The 20,657-nt window shown below is 46.8% G+C and carries 29 protein-coding genes and 2 pseudogenes; 29 read left to right on the forward strand and 2 right to left on the reverse strand.

The annotated features are described in order from the left end of the window. Positions 1-65: 65 nt before the first annotated feature. From AB5026_RS08005 to mobQ, 10 genes are all read left to right on the forward strand, one after another. The gene (locus tag AB5026_RS08005; RefSeq protein WP_118575730.1) at positions 66-245 is read left to right on the forward strand and encodes a helix-turn-helix domain-containing protein; all 180 of its coding nucleotides are present in this window, start codon (positions 66-68) and stop codon (positions 243-245) included. Next, positions 238-903 carry a response regulator transcription factor gene (locus tag AB5026_RS08010; RefSeq protein WP_014081151.1) on the forward strand — a complete coding sequence of 222 codons (666 nt, stop codon included), beginning with the start codon at positions 238-240 and terminating at the stop codon, positions 901-903. The genes AB5026_RS08005 and AB5026_RS08010 overlap by 8 nt, the downstream gene beginning before the upstream one ends. Before the next feature lie 84 nt (positions 904-987). Next, a complete protein-coding gene (locus AB5026_RS08015) occupies positions 988-1,908 on the forward strand; it encodes an ATP-binding cassette domain-containing protein (protein WP_015533989.1) in 921 nt (306 codons plus the stop codon). Next, entirely contained in the window at positions 1,901-2,707 is an 807-nt protein-coding gene (locus AB5026_RS08020) for an ABC transporter permease (RefSeq protein WP_055057437.1), read from the forward strand. The genes AB5026_RS08015 and AB5026_RS08020 overlap by 8 nt, the downstream gene beginning before the upstream one ends. A gap of 14 nt (positions 2,708-2,721) precedes the next feature. Then, positions 2,722-3,636: a sensor histidine kinase KdpD gene (locus AB5026_RS08025; RefSeq protein ID WP_014081148.1), complete on the forward strand. Its 915-nt coding sequence runs from the start codon at positions 2,722-2,724 to the stop codon at positions 3,634-3,636. 456 nt (positions 3,637-4,092) lie between these two features. Beyond that, positions 4,093-4,506 (forward strand): RNA polymerase sigma factor, encoded by a 414-nt coding sequence (locus tag AB5026_RS08030; RefSeq protein WP_148462894.1) that lies wholly within the window; start codon positions 4,093-4,095, stop codon positions 4,504-4,506. A 103-nt stretch (positions 4,507-4,609) separates the two neighbouring features. Further along, positions 4,610-5,062, forward strand: coding sequence for an RNA polymerase subunit sigma-24 (locus AB5026_RS08035; protein WP_148462895.1), 453 nt, complete (start codon positions 4,610-4,612; stop codon positions 5,060-5,062). 10 nt (positions 5,063-5,072) lie between these two features. After that, positions 5,073-5,534, forward strand: a complete 462-nt coding sequence (locus tag AB5026_RS08040; protein ID WP_097780859.1) for an RNA polymerase sigma factor — start codon at positions 5,073-5,075, stop codon at positions 5,532-5,534. A gap of 28 nt (positions 5,535-5,562) precedes the next feature. Then, positions 5,563-5,853 carry a DUF3847 domain-containing protein gene (locus AB5026_RS08045; RefSeq protein WP_024739841.1) on the forward strand — a complete coding sequence of 97 codons (291 nt, stop codon included), beginning with the start codon at positions 5,563-5,565 and terminating at the stop codon, positions 5,851-5,853. Positions 5,854-6,039: 186 nt separating this feature from the next. Then, on the forward strand, positions 6,040-7,485 hold the full coding sequence (gene mobQ / locus AB5026_RS08050) for a MobQ family relaxase (RefSeq protein WP_148462896.1): 1,446 nt from the start codon (positions 6,040-6,042) through the stop codon (positions 7,483-7,485). A 106-nt stretch (positions 7,486-7,591) separates the two neighbouring features. Here the strand turns inward: mobQ and AB5026_RS08055 are convergent, their stop codons facing one another. Together AB5026_RS08055 and AB5026_RS08060 are read right to left on the reverse strand one after the other, a co-directional pair. After that, a complete protein-coding gene (locus tag AB5026_RS08055; RefSeq protein ID WP_003509355.1) occupies positions 7,592-7,882 on the reverse strand; it encodes a type II toxin-antitoxin system YafQ family toxin in 291 nt (96 codons plus the stop codon). Beyond that, positions 7,879-8,157, reverse strand: a complete 279-nt coding sequence (locus AB5026_RS08060) for a type II toxin-antitoxin system RelB/DinJ family antitoxin (RefSeq protein WP_014081141.1) — start codon at positions 8,155-8,157, stop codon at positions 7,879-7,881. The genes AB5026_RS08055 and AB5026_RS08060 overlap by 4 nt, the downstream gene beginning before the upstream one ends. A gap of 126 nt (positions 8,158-8,283) precedes the next feature. Here AB5026_RS08060 and AB5026_RS08065 point away from each other — a divergent pair, with 126 nt between their 5' ends. The 19 genes and pseudogenes from AB5026_RS08065 to AB5026_RS08155 all read left to right on the forward strand — a co-directional run bounded on the left by AB5026_RS08065 (position 8,284) and on the right by AB5026_RS08155 (position 20,615). Next, entirely contained in the window at positions 8,284-8,682 is a 399-nt protein-coding gene (locus AB5026_RS08065) for a cysteine-rich VLP domain-containing protein (protein WP_148462897.1), read from the forward strand. Positions 8,683-8,795: 113 nt separating this feature from the next. After that, positions 8,796-9,530 (forward strand): phage replisome organizer N-terminal domain-containing protein, encoded by a 735-nt coding sequence (locus tag AB5026_RS08070; RefSeq protein WP_002596331.1) that lies wholly within the window; start codon positions 8,796-8,798, stop codon positions 9,528-9,530. Further along, positions 9,527-10,390, forward strand: coding sequence for an ATP-binding protein (locus tag AB5026_RS08075; protein ID WP_118575720.1), 864 nt, complete (start codon positions 9,527-9,529; stop codon positions 10,388-10,390). The genes AB5026_RS08070 and AB5026_RS08075 overlap by 4 nt, the downstream gene beginning before the upstream one ends. Before the next feature lie 43 nt (positions 10,391-10,433). After that, positions 10,434-10,628, forward strand: coding sequence for a transposon-encoded TnpW family protein (locus tag AB5026_RS08080; protein WP_002596333.1), 195 nt, complete (start codon positions 10,434-10,436; stop codon positions 10,626-10,628). Between the two features lie 77 nt (positions 10,629-10,705). Then, positions 10,706-11,071 carry a hypothetical protein gene (locus AB5026_RS08085; RefSeq protein WP_002596334.1) on the forward strand — a complete coding sequence of 122 codons (366 nt, stop codon included), beginning with the start codon at positions 10,706-10,708 and terminating at the stop codon, positions 11,069-11,071. Between the two features lie 84 nt (positions 11,072-11,155). Beyond that, positions 11,156-11,956 (forward strand): annotated as a pseudogene (locus AB5026_RS08090) (VirD4-like conjugal transfer protein, CD1115 family); the annotation flags it as partial. A gap of 241 nt (positions 11,957-12,197) precedes the next feature. Then, positions 12,198-12,326 (forward strand): annotated as a pseudogene (locus AB5026_RS08095) (Maff2 family mobile element protein); the annotation flags it as partial. Between the two features lie 159 nt (positions 12,327-12,485). Next, on the forward strand, positions 12,486-12,857 hold the full coding sequence (locus AB5026_RS08100) for a GntR family transcriptional regulator (RefSeq protein ID WP_028087677.1): 372 nt from the start codon (positions 12,486-12,488) through the stop codon (positions 12,855-12,857). A gap of 15 nt (positions 12,858-12,872) precedes the next feature. After that, entirely contained in the window at positions 12,873-13,736 is an 864-nt protein-coding gene (locus AB5026_RS08105; protein ID WP_148462119.1) for an ABC transporter ATP-binding protein, read from the forward strand. Further along, positions 13,724-14,356, forward strand: coding sequence for an ABC-2 transporter permease (locus AB5026_RS08110; protein WP_148462120.1), 633 nt, complete (start codon positions 13,724-13,726; stop codon positions 14,354-14,356). The genes AB5026_RS08105 and AB5026_RS08110 overlap by 13 nt, the downstream gene beginning before the upstream one ends. Before the next feature lie 170 nt (positions 14,357-14,526). Continuing rightward, entirely contained in the window at positions 14,527-14,970 is a 444-nt protein-coding gene (locus AB5026_RS08115; RefSeq protein WP_148462121.1) for a sigma-70 family RNA polymerase sigma factor, read from the forward strand. Further along, positions 14,963-15,163: a helix-turn-helix domain-containing protein gene (locus AB5026_RS08120; protein ID WP_148462122.1), complete on the forward strand. Its 201-nt coding sequence runs from the start codon at positions 14,963-14,965 to the stop codon at positions 15,161-15,163. The genes AB5026_RS08115 and AB5026_RS08120 overlap by 8 nt, the downstream gene beginning before the upstream one ends. A 71-nt stretch (positions 15,164-15,234) precedes the next feature. Then, positions 15,235-15,837 carry an alpha/beta fold hydrolase gene (locus AB5026_RS08125; protein ID WP_148462123.1) on the forward strand — a complete coding sequence of 201 codons (603 nt, stop codon included), beginning with the start codon at positions 15,235-15,237 and terminating at the stop codon, positions 15,835-15,837. A 607-nt stretch (positions 15,838-16,444) separates the two neighbouring features. Then, on the forward strand, positions 16,445-16,843 hold the full coding sequence (locus AB5026_RS08130) for a plasmid mobilization relaxosome protein MobC (RefSeq protein WP_002569238.1): 399 nt from the start codon (positions 16,445-16,447) through the stop codon (positions 16,841-16,843). Beyond that, the gene (locus tag AB5026_RS08135; RefSeq protein ID WP_148462124.1) at positions 16,815-18,437 is read left to right on the forward strand and encodes a relaxase/mobilization nuclease domain-containing protein; all 1,623 of its coding nucleotides are present in this window, start codon (positions 16,815-16,817) and stop codon (positions 18,435-18,437) included. Before AB5026_RS08130 ends, AB5026_RS08135 begins: the two co-directional genes overlap by 29 nt. Before the next feature lie 184 nt (positions 18,438-18,621). After that, positions 18,622-18,834: a hypothetical protein gene (locus tag AB5026_RS08140; RefSeq protein WP_055151952.1), complete on the forward strand. Its 213-nt coding sequence runs from the start codon at positions 18,622-18,624 to the stop codon at positions 18,832-18,834. After that, a complete protein-coding gene (locus AB5026_RS08145; RefSeq protein ID WP_148462125.1) occupies positions 18,824-19,567 on the forward strand; it encodes a phage replisome organizer N-terminal domain-containing protein in 744 nt (247 codons plus the stop codon). Before AB5026_RS08140 ends, AB5026_RS08145 begins: the two co-directional genes overlap by 11 nt. After that, a complete protein-coding gene (locus tag AB5026_RS08150; RefSeq protein WP_256295357.1) occupies positions 19,564-20,421 on the forward strand; it encodes an ATP-binding protein in 858 nt (285 codons plus the stop codon). Before AB5026_RS08145 ends, AB5026_RS08150 begins: the two co-directional genes overlap by 4 nt. Continuing rightward, entirely contained in the window at positions 20,418-20,615 is a 198-nt protein-coding gene (locus tag AB5026_RS08155) for a transposon-encoded TnpW family protein (protein WP_025486305.1), read from the forward strand. Before AB5026_RS08150 ends, AB5026_RS08155 begins: the two co-directional genes overlap by 4 nt. Positions 20,616-20,657 lie beyond the last annotated feature (42 nt).

Here is a 20,657-nt window from a genome sequence, read left to right on the forward strand (position 1 = left end):
ATTCACATTTCGTTCCTTGCATTGTTCGAGAAAGAGAACTATAATGTACTCTGTGGAGGTGCGAAATGGACTATATGACATTGAAAGAGGCCGCCGAGAAGTGGGGCGTGACACCTCGTAGGGTAAATTATTATTGTGCTGGTGGGCGTATCCCCGGCGCTGTGAAGATGGCTGGTGTTTGGCTGATCCCAAAGAACGCAGAAAAGCCGACTGATAGACGCAGAAAGGAGTTTCAACATGAATAATGTTTTAATTATCGAAGATGATAAAGAAATTTGCGTTATGATAAAAGACCATCTGGAAAAGTACAATTATCAAGTCTTCTTCACACTTACTGGTGCAAATGCGATTGAACGTATAAAAGAATTATCCCCGGATTTAATTATTTTAGATTTAATGCTTCCTTTTATCAGTGGAGATGAGTTAATTAGAAATATCAGAAAATTTTCAGACGTACCTGTAATTGTTGTTTCTGCAAAAAGTTTAACATTCAACAAAGTCGAACTGCTACGCTTGGGTGCTGATGACTATTTAACAAAGCCGTTTGATTTGGACGAATTACTAGCGCGAATTGAACGCAATTTGCTAAGAAGTCAAAAAGATACTCCCAATCTTTGTTTGACCTTTGGAGAACTTTCCATTAATACATCTTCAAAAATAGTTACTGTTGCAGACGAAATTATTGTGCTTACAGCAAAAGAGTATCAACTCGTAGAACTACTGGCGAAATATCCTGATAAAGTCTTTTCTAAGCAAAATCTTTATGAAAGTATTTGGCAAGAACCATTTGCAAGGGATAATGATGTCATTAACACACATATAAGTAACTTACGAAAAAAATTAAAGGGCGAAGGCTGCCGAATTAAGACCATATGGGGCTTGGGTTACCGATTTGCAAAGTGAGCTTTAGATAATCTTTAGCTTTACCTTTAGATTATTCAAGGAATTGTCTGCGATACTAAATAACAAGAAAGGAGCTGTGAAAATATGAACGTAACAGTTTTTGAAGCTATCAACATCACAAAAAAGTATCGCAATACACTAGCCCTAAATCAAGTATCTATGTCTGTAATGCAAGGAGATATTTATGGGTTTATCGGAGAAAACGGTGCCGGTAAAACAACAATGATTCGTTTACTAACCGGACTGGCGGAACCTACTACTGGCAAAATTGCTTTATTCGGTGAAAGCAATAAGAAACTTGCAAAGCAGCGTGAGCGCATTGGCTGTATTATTGAGAGCCCTTCTCTTTATCTTGATATGACAGCCTATGAAAATTTGGAGGTACAACGTTTGCAACGCGGTATTCCAGGAAAAGGTTGCATTGATAATGCTTTAGCATTAGTTGGTTTGAAAGATACCGGAAAGAAAAAAGCAAAAGATTTCTCTTTGGGTATGCGGCAGAGACTAGCTCTCGCAATCGCTTTGCTTGGGAATCCTGAATTTCTCGTACTAGATGAACCAATTAACGGACTAGACCCTACTGGAATTATCGAATTAAGAAACTTACTCAAAAGACTAAATAAAGAACGTGGAATCACTATTTTGATTTCAAGTCACATTCTCACGGAACTTCATCAATTAGCAAATAGATATGGTATCTTACATGAGGGGAAACTTTTACAGGAAATTACCGCTACAGAGTTAGACAAACGCTGCAAAAAGCATTTGTTGTTGCAAGTGAATGATGTAGCTGCTGCTAGTGTTTTATTGGAAAGCAAACTGAATACTTCAAATTTTTCTGTTATGCCAGACAAAAGTATTCATCTATATGATTATGTTGAAAATGCCGGAAAAGTATCAGCGTTGCTAAGTGCAAATAATATTACGATTTATCAGTTAGCACAATCTGGAGATAGTCTTGAAACTTATTACACTAATTTGATAGGAGGGTGCCAAAATGATTAACCATTTTAAAGCTGAATTTTATAAATTGCGTCACTCAAAGATATTGATAACTATATTAGGCGTATGTGCGGCGGTTATAATGGTCTCTTTTGCACTTGGTGACATGACTTTTTTTGGAGCCGGAGATGGAACAGAAAGTGTAATCGGATTTCAAGCTAAGTGTTATCTATCTAGTGAAATACCAACGTTTCAAACTGTTGCCCGCTCATCTCTTGCATATACAGCCTTTTTCTGGATTATTGGCATTTTATTTGCAACCATATTTTTTACAAAAGAATATAATACGGGTACAATCAAATTATCTGTTGCATACGGCACTAAACGAACTATTCTCTACTACACCAAAGCGATTACAATATTGGTGGTGTCTCTGATAACGTATCTGATTTTTGTAGCTACATTTTTCGTTATTGAAATCATACAATCCGGTTACATTCCAACTGCGAGTGAAGTAATAAACCTTTTGGGATGGGCTCTTGCTTGCGGAACGGTTTTATTAGCATTAGAAAGCATTTCTATTTTTTTATGTGTCGTTATTCAAAATACAGGGATTGTAACAGGGATTTGCTGCTTATATGTATTCAGTGGAGCGTCTGTTTACTTAATGCTATGGAGTGATATGGAGACGGTTTCAATACCCTTAAAATTTTTTGTATATGGAAATCCTATGTACTATTGGATGAATTTCAGCTCTTGTCGCACAATGGGTATTATTGAGCATTTACCATTCTATTTCATAGGGTGCATTTCTCTTTTGATTGTTGGCGGTCTTATTATGATTAGAAAAGAAATCAAGTAAAAGGGAGGTAGAATATGGGTTGGGCGATTATGTTTCTTGTTCTGATAGCATTGGTCATTATCCTTTCAATTTCTTTAATTAACTGGAAAATACAGATATATAAAGTAATCGTCCAACTAAATGCTATTCTGAATAGAAAAACGAAAAAGTTAGTTACAGTGTCTTTATCTGATAGGCGGTTAGAGCATTTGGTTGAAATCATAAATCAGATTGTATCAAAAGATAATATTTATCTGGGCGAAATTCAAAAAAAGGAGAATGAATTAAAAGAGAATATTTCTTGCCTTTCTCATGATTTACGGACACCACTAACTTCCATTCGCGGATATTTGCAACTTCTATCAAGTGCGCCTGATGAAAAAAGAGCGGAATATATTTCAGCATTATCCGGAAAAGCATTGAGATTAGAACGTCTCATAGATGACTTTTATCAAATCTCTCTTTTAGAAGCAGGACAATATCCATTTTACTATGAAAAGGTTGAGCTATGCTCATTGCTTACTGAAATCCTGCTAGACAATTATTCGATTTTCAGCGTTAATGGAATTGAACCCCAAATAGAAATACCTAATATGGACATCTATCTTAATGCTGACAGAAAGGCGTGTATTCGCATTATACAAAATCTTATATTCAATGCGGTAACATCCACTACAAATAATGTTGTAATTCAACTAATTAATATTGCAGATTCTGTACAACTCTGTATTAAAAATCCTGTTGCATCTATTCCTACAGAAGAATATTCAAAACTGTTGGAACGCTTTTATGTAGCAGATGTTTCAAGAAGTAATGGTACGTCTGGACAAGGACTTTACATTGTGAAAAAGCTATTACTTATGATGAATTGTACAAATCCAATAATTGAAATACATGACCATAATTTTATGATTACGATTGATTTTTCGCCCTTACTCATAAAAAAATAATCTGCCGGACGACGGCAAAAGAAAAAAAGCCGTCGTAAAGCAGATCTATTAACGCGCCTATGCTATCTTCCGGCGGCTTTGAAAAAACAGAGCCGCCGTTTCTTTTTGCGAAAAGCAGAAACCCGACGACCTAACACCGTGTAAATCCACGGCGGCACATAGGAGGATTGCCGCCGTGTCTATTTTTGCCTTTTTTCACAGTCCCCATGACCTGCACCAGCTAAAAAAAGCCTGTTCCCAGCAGCGGAGCAATGCGGTCAGAAGTATGCACTATACCATGTAACTAAACAGCAAAATATACTCTATTACGCTCGTATGGCTTTATGCCGTCCGGGCGCTTTTTTGTCTCTATGGAGCCGGAACATCGGGTCAGCATGGCCCGAACTTTATCCCCGGTGCCGTTCTCCGCCGCCCCATTCAGATTTTCCCGAAAAAATCTGAATGGAGGAAAGGCAGATGGAAGTTACCATCAATTATAACGGACAAGCTGTGGCCGTGGAGGTCACGCTGGAAGTCTATGAATTTCTTGACCGGGCCGATCACAAAACGGAGAACCTGTTCCATGAACAGCGGCGGCATTGGGATGGCCGGGAGTTTGACGAGTACATCATTACCACCGAGGGTGTAGGAGCCTACGGCGAAACGCCGGAAGAATACCTTTGCCGCAAGGAAACACTGCATGAGCTGATGGCTGTTCTGGACACCTGTACCGAGGCCCAGCGCCGCCGGTTCCTGCTCTATGCGCTTGACGGGCTGAGCCTTGCAGAGATCGGTGTGCTGTGCGGCTGCTCCAAAGTGGCTGTGTATCAAAGTGTGGAGGCGGTCAGAAAAAAATTTATAAATTTCTTTGGGAACAGGCTTAACAAATGACCTGTTTTCTGGCTACCAAGTGAAAGGGATCATTTCCCTTATCTCAGCGAGGGGCGGACAGCGGACGAGCTGCCCGCCTCTCCAATTTTCAGGAGGTAAGCCTATGAAAACAATCAATCTGCGGTGGATGTATCCCCACTACCGGCATGACGAGTTTGTGGATGTTACGGACGAGGTATGGGCAGCGATGTATCAGGCCCAGCGGGAGATGGAGAACTATGAGCGTCGGAAAGTCTACCACCGCGCCTACTACTCTCTGGACGCATACAGCTGGCTGGAAAATTACGCACTGGAACACAGCAGATCGTCGGAAGATATTTTGCTGGAACGAGAAGAAATGACCACCCGCCTGCACCTGATTGCAGCTCTGCCTGCGGCTCTGGCTCATGCCACTCCGACACAGGTCCGCCGTGTTCACGCCTACTACATTGCCGGTATCAAGCAGCCGGAAATCGCCCGGAGAGAGGGTATCCATAGCAGTAAGGTCAGCGTTGCCATCCACCGGGGGCTGCGGAATATGCGCCGCTGCTATGATGACCTTTTTCAAACAGAGTGAGGGCGTGCCTATGCAGACCATAAATCTCAAACAATATTATCCATTTTGCAAAGAGGACATTTTTGTGGAGGTGTCCGATGAGATCGTCGAAGCGTTTCTTCTGGACAAGAGAGCCGAGGGCGCCAGAGATCGCAAGATGTTCCGGTATAAGGCGTTTTATTCCCTCGATTGTAACGATGGAATCGAAAATGCCGCCATCGGCTGGGCGCAGCCATCGCCGGAGGACTACCTGATAGAAAAAGAAGAATTAGCCGAATACGAAGAACTGATACGGCGATTGTACGAAGCCATTTCTTCCCTGCCGCCTATGCAGGCTCGCCGTGTCCATGCCCGCTATATGCTGGGTATGAAAGTGAAAGATATTGCCGCAATGGAGGGTATCACGCCATCACAGGCGGGAAAATCCATCCATGCCGCACTGCGGAGGCTGCGCCGGTACTTTGCTCGACAGAAATGGACGGTCAATCTATGAGTATTTCCAAAGAAAAGAGGTGCCTGACATGAACGAAAAAATTACAGCCCACCCCCAAAAAGAAGAACGGGAGAAAGTCCTGAAGGAGATTCGGCAGCTTGAAAACCGAAAGAAGATTTTGGAGAACAAGCAGCGGAACGAAGAACGCAGGGTTCGCACCCGCCGCCTGATTGAGCGTGGAGCCGTTTTGGAGGGGATTTTCCCGTTGGCTCCCGACCTTTCCGGCGCGGAGGTCAAAGCATTTCTGATTGCCCTGTCCCATCTTCCGGGGGCTGCGGAATTGACTGCAAACCTGCCAAAATCCGGGGACACGCCATAAGTCCCTTGTTTACAAGGGCGCACTTATACACCGTTGCCGGTGCTGTGCGCCCTGCCGGGGGCGTTGCGTACTTCGTCCGCGATGGGAAGCTACGCTCCCCAAACCCCTTGTGCGCTCTGCGCAGCCAAACACCCGCTTTGCGTTTGTCCGGCTCCACAGAGCCTGTTATCCCCTCACTGAAAGGAGGTGTTCCCCATAGATTTCTGTCATATCCCCGTCAGTATCATCAAGCGCAGCGCAGGCCGTTCTGCCGTTGCCGCAGCTGCTTACCGCAGCGGAACCAAGCTGACAAATGAATGGGACGGAATGACCCACGACTACACCCGGAAAGGCGGCATTGTCCATGCGGAGATCATGCTGCCTGCCCACGCGCCGCCGGAATTTGCAGACCGATCTATCCTCTGGAACAGCGTGGAGCAGATCGAGAAAGCCAGGGACAGCCAGCTTGCCCGCGAGATTGAAGCAGCCCTGCCCCGTGAACTGTCCGGCGAACAGCAGCTTGCCCTTGTGCGCGCCTATGTGAAGGACAACTTTGTAGACAAAGGAATGTGTGCCGACTTTGCTATCCATGACAAGGGAACTGGCAATCCTCATGTCCATATCATGCTGACGCTCCGGCCTTTGAAAGAAAATGGACAGTGGGGCGCAAAGTGCCGCAAGGCATACGATCTGGACGAGAATGGACAGCGTATCCCGGATGGGAAAGGCGGTTGGAAAAATCACAGAGAGGATACGACCGACTGGAACGATAAAGAAAATGTGGAGATTTGGCGGGCAGCGTGGGCGGCCTACACCAATCGGGCGTTGGAATCTGCCGGCAGACCGGAGCGCATTGACCATCGCAGCTACAAGCGGCAGGGCATTGATAAGATTCCCTCTGTCCATCTGGGGCCAGCCGCCAGCCAAATGGAAAAGCGCGGCATCCGCACCGACAAGGGCGAAGTAAACCGGCAGATCGTTGCCGACAACAAGCTGCTGAAAGAAATCAAAGCCCGCATTACCCGTCTTTATCGCTGGTCGAAAGCCGAAACGGAAAAACCACAAACACAGCAAAGCAGCTTGACAGCTTTGTGGGAGGCTCAGCAGCAGTTGAACGCTCCCCGCACCCGCACCGGCAAAATCCGGGCTTTGCAGGAAAGCGCTACACTATTCAGCTTTTTGCAGGCAAACGGCATCCAGTCTATGCAGCAGCTTCATGAAAAAATCGCTGATATGAACAGCCGTTACTATGACCTGCGGGGAAAGATCGTCAAGGCTGAGCGCCGGATCGCCATTCTTACCGAACGCGGGGAGATGTGGGAACAGTACAACCAGTACAAGTCCATCCACAAACAGCTTGCCAAAGTAAAGCCGGAAAAGCGGGAACAGTTTGAACAGCGCCACAGCCGGGAACTGATTCTGTATGACGCAGCGACCCGGTATCTGAAAGACTTGAAAGACAACGGCGAGGCAATCACCCCGAAGGCATGGCAGCGGGAGATCGACCAGCTGACCGCCGGAAAGCAGACGGACAGCATCGACATGAAAGCTATGCGGGAGGAGCTAAAAGCTGTGGAACGGCTCCGCAAGGCCGCCGACCAACTGGCCCGGCAGGAACGGGACAAGCCCCGCGACCGGGGGCCGGAGCGGTAAAGGGTACGGCGCTTTGCCGACCCCTTTCAGGTGCGTCGCGTTTCACGACACCCTTTTGCACACAGAAAAACCGCCGTACAGGTTTTCCCATACGGCGGCAGATGGTTTATTTGCCGAACAAGTCGCTGTGCGACCCGGTGCGGGCAAGCGTCAGCACCAGCACATCATCCTCGATACGGTAAATGAGCAGCCAGTCCGGGAGAATGTGACATTCCCGATGGCCCACCCAATCGCCGGACAAATCGTGATCGCGGTTTTTATCCGGCAGCGGTTCGCCCATCGACAGCAGCGCCACGACCTGTTCCAGCAATTCGATTTTCAGGCCGCGCTTGATTGCCCGCTTGTAGTCCTTTTTGAAAGCGGTCGTGTACTTGACGGTGTACTTTGTTTTCCTCATTTTTTCAGGTCGGCAAACAACTCGTCAAGGTCATTGTATCCCTTTACAGACGGGTCTTTTGCAATCCTTTCCGCTTCCAGCATGGCAGCAATCGTTTCCTTGTTGGGCTGTTCCAGCCTTACTTCAAAGGGAATGCCGCCTTCACGAAGCGACTGGCGCACAAAGATGTTAAACGCCGTAGTCAGGTTCATGCCAAGTTCAGTAAACAGTGCGTCCGCCTGCGCTTTCAAATCTGCGTCCATGCGGATACTGATGTTTGTGGTATTTCCAGCCATACGATCAACCCCTTTCTGCTGGCAATTATAGTATATGCCATTTGCACGAAGAAAACAATACTTTGCACGAATATTTAAAAATAAATTCATTCAAGGAGGTTAGCTACACTATGAAAGAAATCATTTATGAAGAACAATAAGTCTGAACCTATCCCTGTCATGGATTACCGCCAGTACCGCAGAGCGCGGAGGCTGGTGCATGAGTGCTGTAACTACATCGACGGAAACTGTATCGCCCTGGACGATGGGGAGGAATGTGTCTGTGTCCAGTCTATTTCCTACTCCCTGTTGTGCAGGTGGTTTCGGGCGGCGGTATTGCCGCAGGATAAGGAACTGGAAACGGCGCTGTTCCACCGGCTGAATGCTAAGAAATGCGCCGTATGTGGGGCGCTGTTTACCCCCGGTTCTAACAGGGCCAAATACTGCCCGGAATGTGCCGCACGCATGAAGCGGATCAACGCCGCAAAGCGCAAGCGGAAACAACGGGAGAAATGTCACGCTTTAGGGGCTGAAAAACCCTTGTAAATCAAGGATTTTTTCGAGGGTGTCAAAGGCAGGCTGATAGATTTATCCTCCGACCCCTAAAACGGCCTTAAAATGCGTACAGAATCCCAAGAGAAACCCCAAGGAGGAACCCTATGTCAGACAACCGAAAATATTATTACCTGAAACTCAAAGAAAACTATTTTGACGATGATTCCATCGTGCTGTTGGAAAGTATGCAGGACGGTGTGCTATATTCCAACATTCTGCTCAAGCTGTATCTGAAATCGCTGAAACATGGCGGGCGGCTCCAGCTTGACGAGGACATCCCCTACACGGCGCAGATGATCGCCACCATTACCCGCCAGCAGATCGGCACTGTGGAGAGAGCCTTGCAGATCTTTTTGAAGCTGGGTCTTGTGGAAGTGCTGGACAGCGGCACCTTCTACATGAGCAATATTGAACTGCTGATCGGCCAGTCCTCCACCGAGGCCGAGCGAAAGCGTGCGGCGAGGCTCCAAAACAAGGCTCTTTCCGCGCCCCGGACAAACGACGGACATTTGTCCGACATTCGTCCACCAGAGATAGAGATAGAGTTAGAGAAAGAGATAGAGATAAAGAGAGAGATAGAGAAGGGACGCTCCGCCCGCGCCTATGGCCGTTACCAGAATGTTTTCCTGACGGACGAGGAACTGGCAGACTTGCAGGCCAGTTTTCCCACTGTATGGGGCCAGTACATCGAAAAGCTGTCCGAATACATGGCCTCTACCGGTAAGCGGTATCAGAGCCATGCCGCCACCATCCGGCGCTGGGCCGGTGAGGACGCGAAGAAAGCAGCCCCGCCCACCCGCAACCGGGATTACAGCGTAAAGGAAGATGAAACCGTATGATTGAGATTACCGCAGAAATCCGGGCGCTGATCGACAAGGCAGCCGCCGGTGTGGAACTGGCCGGGGACGAGTACATAGACCCGGCAGACGGCCTCATTCACTGTAAGAAGTGCGGCGGCCAGAGGCAGACCGTTGTGCCATGCTTTGGAAAACCAGGCTACTTCATGCCCCGCTGCATCTGCCAGTGCCAGCAGGAGGCCGAGGAACAGCGCAAGGCTGCTGAAGAACGGCAGCGCCGCATGGAGCGTATCAAACGCCGAAAGGCACAGGGCTTGCAAGACCGCTATCTCTATGACTACACCTTTGCCAACGACAACGGCCAAAACCCATTGATGGACAAGGCCCGCGCCTATGTGGAGAACTGGAAAGAAGCATATAAGAGCAATATCGGGCTTTTGCTGTTTGGAGATGTGGGAACCGGCAAATCTTTTTTCGCCGGATGTATCGCCAATGCTCTACTTGACCGGGATGTGCCTGTGCTGATGACGAACTTTCCCACCATCCTGAACCGCCTGACAGGGATGTTCTCCGAAGACAGGGCCGACTTTATCGCCAGCTTTGACGAATACGACCTGCTTATCATTGACGATTTGGGTGTGGAGCGCAGTACCGAGTATGCGATGGAGCAGATGTTTTTCGTCATTGACAGCCGATACCGCAGCCGCAGGCCCATGATCATCACCACCAACCTGAAACTGGCCGAACTCAAGAACCCGCCTGACCTGGCCCACGCCCGTATCTATGACCGTATTCTGGAACGGTGTGCGCCGATTCTTTTTGACGGGAAGAATTTCCGGGAAGAAAATGCCGGTGCTACCCGACAGACAGCAAAAGAAATTGTAAACAGTAAGCAAGACTGATTTTTTACCGGGCGGCACAGACCCGTTCGGAGAAAGGAGCGCCATGAACAAAGAACCCCGTACTATGCAGGTGGCAGACGCCGTTACTGCGTCCAGAGCGCCGGAAAACACGCCAGCGATGGTAAAGAAAATCGGTAAGACAACCTACAAGGTTCATGTCCATTTCAGCAATACCAGCACAGAAACCATGAGCGATAAAATCAAGCGTATGCTCAAAAATGAAATTCAGCAGATGTGACAGACTGATAAACGAAGCCGCCTTGTGCTAAACTGATGATGGTACGCACCAAAATTTTTGTCAAGGAGGACACGAAAATGCTTTACACAGAAAAAGAGAAGCATGAAATTGAACGAGTAAAGGAGGTCTTTGAGGAACATCTGCGGCAAAGCCCTGATTTTGAACTGCTCTGGTCGGACAAGGTAGGCTATGTCTGGCTGGCGATTGGCGTAAATCCAGTCTATGTGGATACCGGTATCAGAATCGAATCTGCCGCCGATCTCTGTGGCAGGTGTTTGGACGATGTTGCTACGGATGTTTTGTATATGACGGGCAACGATCATGCACTGGAAGCAGCCGACCCGCTGGAATTAGCCGAAATCAAGCGGCGCTGGGAGCCATATATCAACCAGCTGCCAGACTATGCGTATCTCTGCAAAGACCTGCTGAACGGAAAAATGTAATCTATCAAACGAGGTGTCAGGAGCCATACGGTGCTTCTGGCACCTTTTTTGTGAATTTGATTAAAAAGTCCTTGACAATTCGTCTCTGGTAAGACAGCAAAATCTATTCTGATCAGTTGCGGTGCAAGACTCGCACCCTTTGATATTGCGGAACTGCGGGAGCTTATGAGTTATGACGAGCTGGAACTGGATCTGGTTGGTGACAGGAAAACTGCATTGTTTGTTATTATTTCAGATACCGATGATACCTTTAATTTTATTGTTTCTATTATGTACACACAGCTTTTTAATCTGCTCTGTGACAGAGCTGATGATGTATATGGAGGTAGACTTCCAATTCATGTGAGGTGTCTCCTGGACGAGTTTGCGAACATCGGACAAATTCCTAAATTCGAAAAATTGATTGCTACGATTAGAAGCCGGGAAATCTCAGCTTCTATTATTTTGCAGTCAAAGTCTCAGCTTAAGGCAATTTATAAGGATAATGCCGATACCATCGAAGGGAACTGTGATACGACCTTATTCCTGGGTGGAAAGGAAAAAACGACATTAAAGGAAATAGCGGAGATCCTGGGAAAAGAAACCATAGATCTTTATAACACATCGGATACGAGAGGCAGTCAGCGGTCTTATGGAATGAACTACCAGAAAACAGGAAAGGAGTTGATGAGCCAGGATGAAATAGCAGTCATGGACGGAGGAAAATGTATTCTGCAGGTGAGAGGTGTCAGACCATTTTTCTCAAATAAATACGATATTTGCAAACATAAAAACTACAAATATCTGTCCGATTATGACAAAAAGAATACTTTTGATATTGAAAAATATCTGAGTACTAATCTGATACTGAAACCAGAGGATGAAGTGGAACTGTATCAGATGTAACTTCTCGACAAATTGTCGAGAAGTGGATTATGGGAGGAAATCATGAATAATTTGGAAAAAAGGAACAGTCGGTATCCATCGACGAAAATGAATATACCGACTGTACGTGTGAGGAATTTTCCAAGTAGAAAATCCTATGCTTAGTGTAGCACAAAAGGCAGGGTTTATATAGTGTTTTCTTCCCTTTCTGGAAAAAATCTAAGAAAGGACTGGAAAATGTAAGTTTTCCAAAGGTACACTTATGGCATTTTTTACAACGGCAATTACGACCTTAAAAACATTGGTTTGTGCGATCGGAGCCGGACTTGCAGCCTGGGGAGTGATCAATCTGCTGGAAGGATATGGAACGGACAATCCGGGTGCAAATGCTCATGTGCGGTAAAGTAACACACAAGAATTTGATAGACAGCCACTCACTTTTCCGAATACATTGACATCTTTTCTCTTGACAGGTTCACACAAATCGCCTATACTGTGCTTATCGAATAAGTACGCTTATTACGATAAGTACGCATGGTGAGGTGAGCAAGTGGAGATTATCATAAGTAATAGCAGTGATAAGCCTATTTACGAACAAATCTGTATGCAAGTAAAAAGTTTTATTATGGACGGCACATTATCTGCTGGCGAAGCCCTCCCTTCTATGAGAGCTTTAGCAAAAGATTTACATATCAGTGTTATTACCGTTCAGAGAGCATATGAAGATTTAACGAGAGATGGATTTATAGAAACTGTATCTGGAAAAGGCAGTTTTGTAGCATCACAGAATAGGGAATTTATTCAAGAGGAACAGTTACGAATTGCTGAAGAACTTTTACAAAAGGTCGCAGAAATTGGTCGAGCACATGGCATTAGTCTTGGGCAAATGACGAATATTCTAAAACTATTTTACGAGGAATAACGAGAGGTGACAGGCATGGATAACAACATTTTGGTGCAGAATTTATGCAAGCAATTCGAGGATTTTTCTTTGGACAATGTTTCGTTCAAAGTCCCTAAAGGCAGGATTGTAGGTTTTATTGGCGAGAATGGTGCAGGAAAAAGCACTACTATCAATCTGATATTAAATGAACTAAGCAAAGATAGCGGACAGATACAAGTCTTTGGAATAGACCATACAATTCCAACTGTCAAAGAAAATATTGGCGTCGTTTTTGATGAATGTAATTTTCATGATGTGTTTACAGCCGCAGATATTGAAAAAATCTTGAAAGGAGTTTATAAGACATGGGATAGTAACCTTTTTTCACAATACTTGAAAAAATTCAAAATCCCGACCAAGAAAACGATTGGCACATTTTCTAAAGGCATGAAAATGAAGTTGTCTATCATTTGTGCTATGGCACATAGACCTAAACTGTTGATTTTGGACGAAGCAACAACAGGTCTTGACCCCGTTGTGCGTGATGAAGTATTAGACCTATTTTTGGAATTTATCCAAGATGAAGATTGCTCTATCTTCTTTTCGTCGCATATTACTTCGGACATACAAAAAATTGCAGACTATGTGATTTTAATTCATCAGGGAAAAATCATTTTCGAGGAACAGAAAGATAATCTTGTTTATAATTATGGCGTGGCAAAGTGCGGAAAAGAAAAATTTGCACAGCTTTCCTCTGATGATTATATCATACACCGAACTACAAATATGAGCGTGGAGTGTCTTGTTCATGACAAGGAAGCATTCAAACGAAAATACAAAAACATCATTGTGGATAATGCCACATTAGAAGATATTATGCTTTTCTATGTTAAAGGAGGTACATCATGCGAGGATTGATATATAAAGACATATCCATTTTCTTCAAGAGTATTGATAAGAAACTTATTCTGATTGCAGCAGCAGCTATTGTTCTGCTTATTTTCAATGCTGGAATTTATGCTGGCTTATTTGCTTCCGTTATGTTTGCCATGACAATCGGTATGCAAAATATTATGAGTTTCGCAAGTGATGAAAAGGCAAGCTGGAAAAAATATCAATTAGCTATGCCGATAAGCAATTTTACTGTTGTTGCAAGTAAATATGTTTCCGTAATATATACTGTTGCAATCAGCATTTTGGGAAGCATTGCGTTCAATAGTTTATCCAGCATAATTTTTCAAAACTTTGATATGCTTATCTGGTTATTTTCGATTGCAGCAGCAATTATTATCCCATTATTATGGACAGGAATTTGCTTGCCATTAACTTATTGGTTTGGTTTTCGTTCTGCGCAAACTATGGGATTGATTGTGGTAATTCCAATGTTTTGCTTTGTAAAATATTTCGAAGATGGGCCTGGAATGGCTGCTATGGTAAATTCTGTTCATTCATATGTGCTAATCACAGGGATAGCGGCAATTTTGATTTTTGGAATTTCCCTCATAATAAGCACCATTGGATATAGTCGCAAGAATTAAATCTGCAATTACCATTCAAAAATAGCAAACCCAGCCGAGCCAGTCAACGGCAAGTGAATGTGCTGCGCCCACCGTTGACAGCCCCGTCTGTCCTTGCTGGTGGGTAATCAAGGGGCGACAGCAAAAAGTGCTGCCGCCCTTTCCCATAATCGAAGAAAGGGGGAGTTTCCATGACCGAACAGGAAGCCTATCAAGAACATATCCGCTATACCCATGATACCTATTGCCGGATTGTTATTCGTCATGCGTCCTTTGACGCTGCCCGTATGCTGGCGGCAAGGTGGAAGCGGGAAATCTCCCTTGAATATTTGACCGAAGAAAAGTTTGTCCCGCTAAGCACCACAGACGAGTATTTCCAAGTGCCGGACTATGGCGAAACTTATCTGTTCTCTGCCCAGGGGCAGACGATACTTTTAGACAGCCGTTCCCTTGCAGCGGCTCTTGCCCGGCTGCCGGAACAGACGCAGGAGGAAATCTTTTTGTATTACTTCCAGCACTTGACGCAGAAAGAAATCGGAGAACAAAGCGGCTGGACACGCAGCACAATCGGGCGGCATATCCAGCTTGCCTTGAAGCGGCTGAAAGAGGAAATGGAGGTGTTGTCCCATGAGTAACCGGCTTCTCCCCTATGACACGATTATAGAGGCACATGAGGGCGACCCGGAAGCGGTAAAAGCCGTCCTTGACCGTTACACCGGATATATCCGCTACTTTTCCAAAATGAACGGCTATTATAACTCTGATATGGAGGACTACATCAGAACAAAGCTGATTGAAAGCCTGTTTAAGTTCCGGCTTGACCGTTGAATGTGGATTTTGAATTAAAAGTATGATAATATTATTCTTTACAAATCTTGAATTTATGGAGGGCTACTATTGTGGATAAAGCAGTTATTTATATACATGGAAAAGGCGGAGATGCTGAAGAAGCTATCCATTACAAGCCGCTCTTTAGTGATTGTGATGTGATTGGTCTTGACTATACTGCACAGTTTCCATGGGAAGCAAAAAAAGAGTTTCCATTACTTTTTAGTTCGATTTGTGAAAATTACAGGTCTGTTGAAATAATCGCCAATAGTATTGGAGCGTATTTTGCTATCAATGCCTTATCAAATCAGCAAATAGAGAAAGCATATTTTATTTCGCCTGTTGTAGATATGGAAAGGCTCATTGCTGATATGATGATTTGGGCAAATGTTACAGAAGATGAACTCAAAGAGAAAAAGGAAATTCAGACAACCTTTGGAGAAACACTTTCATGGGATTATCTTTGCTATGTAAGAGAAAATCCTGTTACATGGAAAATCCCAACGCATATTTTGTATGGTGAAAAAGATAGTCTTACCGCTTATGGAACGATATCTGAATTTGCACAGAAAACCAATTCAACACTTTCTATTATGAAAAATGGAGAGCATTGGTTTCACACGGAAGAACAAATGAAATTTCTTGATGATTGGATAAAACAATCTTCTTGTTAATTTTAAGTTTGTCACACTGAACCATTATAAAAACTGAATATCTCGTCGCCCCGCAGCGGCACACGAAGCAGTAAATCCGAAAAAGATTTGCTGCTTTTTTTGCGCCCATTTTTGGCAAATTTCCAAAAGTTCCGTATTAGACAGTGAAGCCAAAAAAGGCTGCCGTTTTTTCAGACAGCGGGCAAAACACAGCTTCCGAAACGCCTTATTGTCGGGAAAGACCGAGCCGCCGGAAAAGTTCTTGCCGGAAAGTCCGTCATTTTTGCTTTTTGCGGTGTTGTAGGGAGTAAGGAGGGAAAGCCTGCCCGCAGCCTTTTATGAAAAAGCTGGTTATAGATTTCCCGAAAAAGTGGCAGTAGCAAGTGAGGAAAATCCGGCAGCTTTTTATGAAAAAGTTGGTTGCGATTTCCCCAAAAAGTGGCAGTAGCAAGTGAACGGCAGTCCGGCAGTTTCTTAGAGCAAGATTCTACCGCAGTACCAAAATTCGCTTATCGCTCATTTTGCCCCTGCGGGAATCTTGTTGGGGAGTGCCTTCCCCAAACCCTGCCATGCGGCTTACGCCGCTTATCCCGCCGCAGCCATGCGGCAGTCGAAAGGAGGTTTTACCATGCGAAAACGATACAACACACCGCACCGCAGCCGGGTAGTCAAAACACGCATGACCGAGGAAGAATACGCCGAGTTTGCAGAAAGGCTTTCTGCCTACAACATGAGCCAAGCCGAGTTTATCCGGCAAGCCATAACCGGGGCAGCCATACGCCCCATCATAACCGTTTCTCCCGTCAATGATGAGCTGCTTGCCGCTGTTGGGAAGCTGACCGCCGAATACGGCAGGATCGGCGGCAACTTAAACCAGATAGCTCGGACGCTGAACGAGTGGCACAGCCCCTACCCGCAGCTTGCCGGGGAGGTACGGGCGGCGGTTTCCGACCTTGCTGCCCTAAAGTTTGAAGTCTTGCAGAAAGTGGGTGACGCTGTTGGCAACATTCAAACATATCAGCTCTAAAAATGTGGACTATGGAGCAGCGGAAGCCTACCTCACATTTGAACATGACGAGTTTACCATGAAGCCCACCCTTGATGAAAACGGGCGGCTGATACCGAGGGAGGATTACCGCATTTCTTCCCTTAATTGCGGGGGAGAGGATTTCGCCGTTGCCTGTATGCGAGCCAATCTCCGCTATGAGAAAAACCAAAAACGGGAAGATGTGAAAAGCCATCACTATATCATCAGCTTTGACCCACGGGACGGGACAGACAACGGCTTGACCGTAGACCGGGCGCAGGAGCTGGGCGAGCAGTTCTGCAAGGAGCATTTTCCCGGACACCAAGCGTTGGTCTGCACCCACCCGGACGGGCATAACCACAGCGGCAACATTCATGTGCATATCGTCATCAACTCCCTGCGGATTTATGAAGTCCCGCTTCTGCCCTATATGGACAGACCAGCCGACACACGGGAGGGCTGCAAGCACCGCTGTACCAATGCCGCTATGGAATATTTCAAGAGTGAAGTCATGGAGATGTGCCACCGGGAGGGGCTTTACCAAATCGACCTCTTGAACGGCAGCAAGGAACGGATAACGGAACGGGAATACTGGGCGGCAAAGAAAGGGCAGCTTGCCCTTGATAAAGAGAACGCCGCCAGAGAAGCCGCCGGACAGCCGACCAAGCCCACCAAGTTTGAAACGGACAAGGCGAAGCTGCGCCGGACGATACGGCAGGCACTTTCCCAAGCTGGTAGCTTTGACGAGTTTTCTTCCCTTTTGCTGCGGGAGGGTGTGACCGTCAAGGAGAGCCGGGGGCGGCTTTCCTACCTCACGCCGGACAGGACAAAGCCTATCACAGCCCGGAAGCTGGGGGACGATTTTGACAAGGCTGCTGTCCTTGCCCTGCTCACGCAGAACGCCTACAGAGCTGCCGAACAGACCACAGCCATACCAAAATACCCCCACCCCCAAAAGGGACGCTTGCAGGAGGAGAAAGCCGCAAAAACCACCCCGGCAGACAACACCTTACAGCGCATGGTTGACCGGGAAGCAAAGCGAGCCGAGGGCAAGGGCGTAGGCTATGACCGCTGGGCGGCAAAGCACAATCTAAAGCAAATGGCGGCTACCGTTACCGCCTACCAGCAGTACGGCTTTTCTTCCCCGGAGGAAATGGACGAAGCTTGTTCTGCCGCCTATACCGCCATGCGGGAAAGCCTTACGGAGCTGAAGCAGGTGGAAAAGACGCTGGACGGGAAAAAGGAGCTGCAACGGCAGGTGCTTGCCTATTCCAAGACCCGCCCTGTCCGGGACGGGCTGAAACAGCAGAAAAACGCCAAAGCAAAAGCAGCCTACCGACAGAAGCACGAAAGCGACTTTATCATAGCAGACGCAGCCGCTCGCTATTTCAGGGAGAACGGCATTTCTAAGCTGCCGGGCTATAAAACCCTGCAAGCAGAGATTGAAAGCCTTATCAAAGAGAAAAACAGCGGCTACAACGATTACCGGGCAAAACGGGAGGAATACCGCCGCTTACAGACTGTCAAGGGCAATATCGACCAGATTTTACGCCGGGAACGCAAGCCCGTGAAAAGGCAGGAACAGGAGCGATAAAAACCGCCCCAAAATGTACCCGAACCCATACAGAACAAGGGGGCTGCCCCGTACCCTATCCGCAATACCAAAGGATTTTTTAACGGTCTTACAGGGCAGAAAAACCCCGAAAATGATACCGAGATGATACAGAATTACCGCCGATACCGTCACACCAGCGGAAACGGCAGAAAGGAGCGCACCCATGCCAAGAATGAGCAAGAAACGGCGGCTGGAATGGTCTTTTTTCCTGCGGCAAGTGAAAGTCGGGAATGCCACCTGCGACCGTATCACATACAACGACCTCTGCCGGGGCTGTACCCATAGCTGCAAGCAGAGCTTCCGGGCGGTTATCATACTCTGCCCCCGCTACTACTCCAAACGCCGGAAAAAGGAGGACAGGGACAATGGCAGATAACCGCAAGTATTACTACCTCAAGCTAAAAGAGAACTTTTTTGACAGCGACTCCATTGTGCTGCTGGAAGATATGAAAGACGGGATTTTATATTCCAATATTCTCTTGAAGCTGTACTTAAAATCGCTGAAAAACGGCGGGAAGTTGCAGCTTGACGAGCATATCCCCTACACAGCGCAGATGATAGCGACACTGACCCGCCACCAGATAGGGACGGTTGAAAGGGCTTTAGAAATTTTCCGGCAGTTGGGGCTTGTGGAGCAGCTTGACAGCGGGGCTTTTTATATGACCGATATTGAACTGATGATAGGACAGTCCTCTACCGAAGCCGAGAGAAAACGGGCTGCAAGGCTGGAAAACAAGGCACTTTTACCGCCCCGGACAAAAGGCGGACATTTGTCCGACATTCGTCCACCAGAGATAGAGTTAGAGAAAGAGATAGAGATAGAAAAAGAGAGAGAGGGAGAAACGGGACACCCCGCCTCCACCGCTTATGGCAGATACAACAATGTGATACTGACCGATACAGAGCTTTCCGGGCTGAAAACAGAGCTGCCCGGCAAGTGGGAGTATTATATTGACCGGCTTTCCTGCCATATCGCTTCCACCGGGAAACAGTACCACAGCCATGCAGCCACCATTTACAAGTGGGCACAGGAGGACGCTGCCAAAGGCAAGGCTGCCCCGAAACAGGGCATACCCGATTATTCATGCAAGGAGGGCGAGAGCTTATGAAAAACGGGATTGAAGCTATGATTACGGACATTACAGCCACTACCGCCGAAGCGGAGGACTACACAGGCGAGGACGGGCTTTTATACTGCGGCAAGTGCCATACGCCAAAAGAAGCCTACTTTTCAAAAGAAACCGCCCAATGGTTAGGGCATGACCGACACCCGGCAGAGTGCGACTGCCAGCGGGCAGCCCGTGAAAAACGGGAAACCGCTGAAAGCCGACAGAAGCACCTTGAAACAGTGGAGGACTTGAAACGCCGGGGATTTACCGACCCTGCTATGCGGAACTGGACATTTGAGCATGACAACGGCAGAAACCCGCAGACCGAAACCGCCCGCTTTTATGTGGATAGCTGGGAAACCATGCAGGCTGAAAATATCGGCTACCTGTTTTGGGGAGGCGTGGGGACGGGAAAAAGCTACCTTGCCGCCTGTATCGCCAACGCCCTTATGGAAAAAGAGGTTGCCGTTCGCATGACAAACTTTGCAACGATACTGGGTGACCTTGCCGCCAGCTTTGAGAGCAGGAACGAATATATTTCCCGCATTTGCAGCTACCCCCTGCTGATACTTGATGATTTCGGTATGGAGCGAGGAACAGAATACGGGCTGGAACAGGTTTACAGCGTGATTGACAGCCGTTACCGAAGCGGCAAGCCGCTGATCGCCACGACCAACCTCACGCTGGAGGAATTGCAGCACCCGCAGGACACGCCCCACGCCCGTATCTATGACAGGCTGACTTCCATGTGCGCCCCCGTCCGCTTCACGGGCAGCAACTTCCGAAAGGAAACCGCACAGGAAAAGCTGGAACGCTTAAAGCAACTGATGAAGCAGCGAAAGGAGAGCCTATGACAGAAACGAAACAGACAAGCACCACCAAAACAGACCGCCGCCCGGACTGTGTGACGGAAATCCGCATGGGCAACTCCGTCCTTACCGTTTCCGGCTTCTTCAAGCAGGGCGCAACCGACACCGCAGCCGACAAGATGATGAAAGTGCTGGAAGCGGAAACTGCTGCCGGACATACGCCACCGTTCAGCGCATAAGTGATGACATGGAAAAGCGGTCACGCCGGGGAGCATGACCGC

This window comes from Blautia sp. RTP21359st1_E11_RTP21359_211015, from assembly GCF_040910705.1.
In the GTDB taxonomy this organism is placed as follows: Bacteria; Bacillota; Clostridia; order Lachnospirales; family Lachnospiraceae; genus Blautia_A; species Blautia_A fusiformis.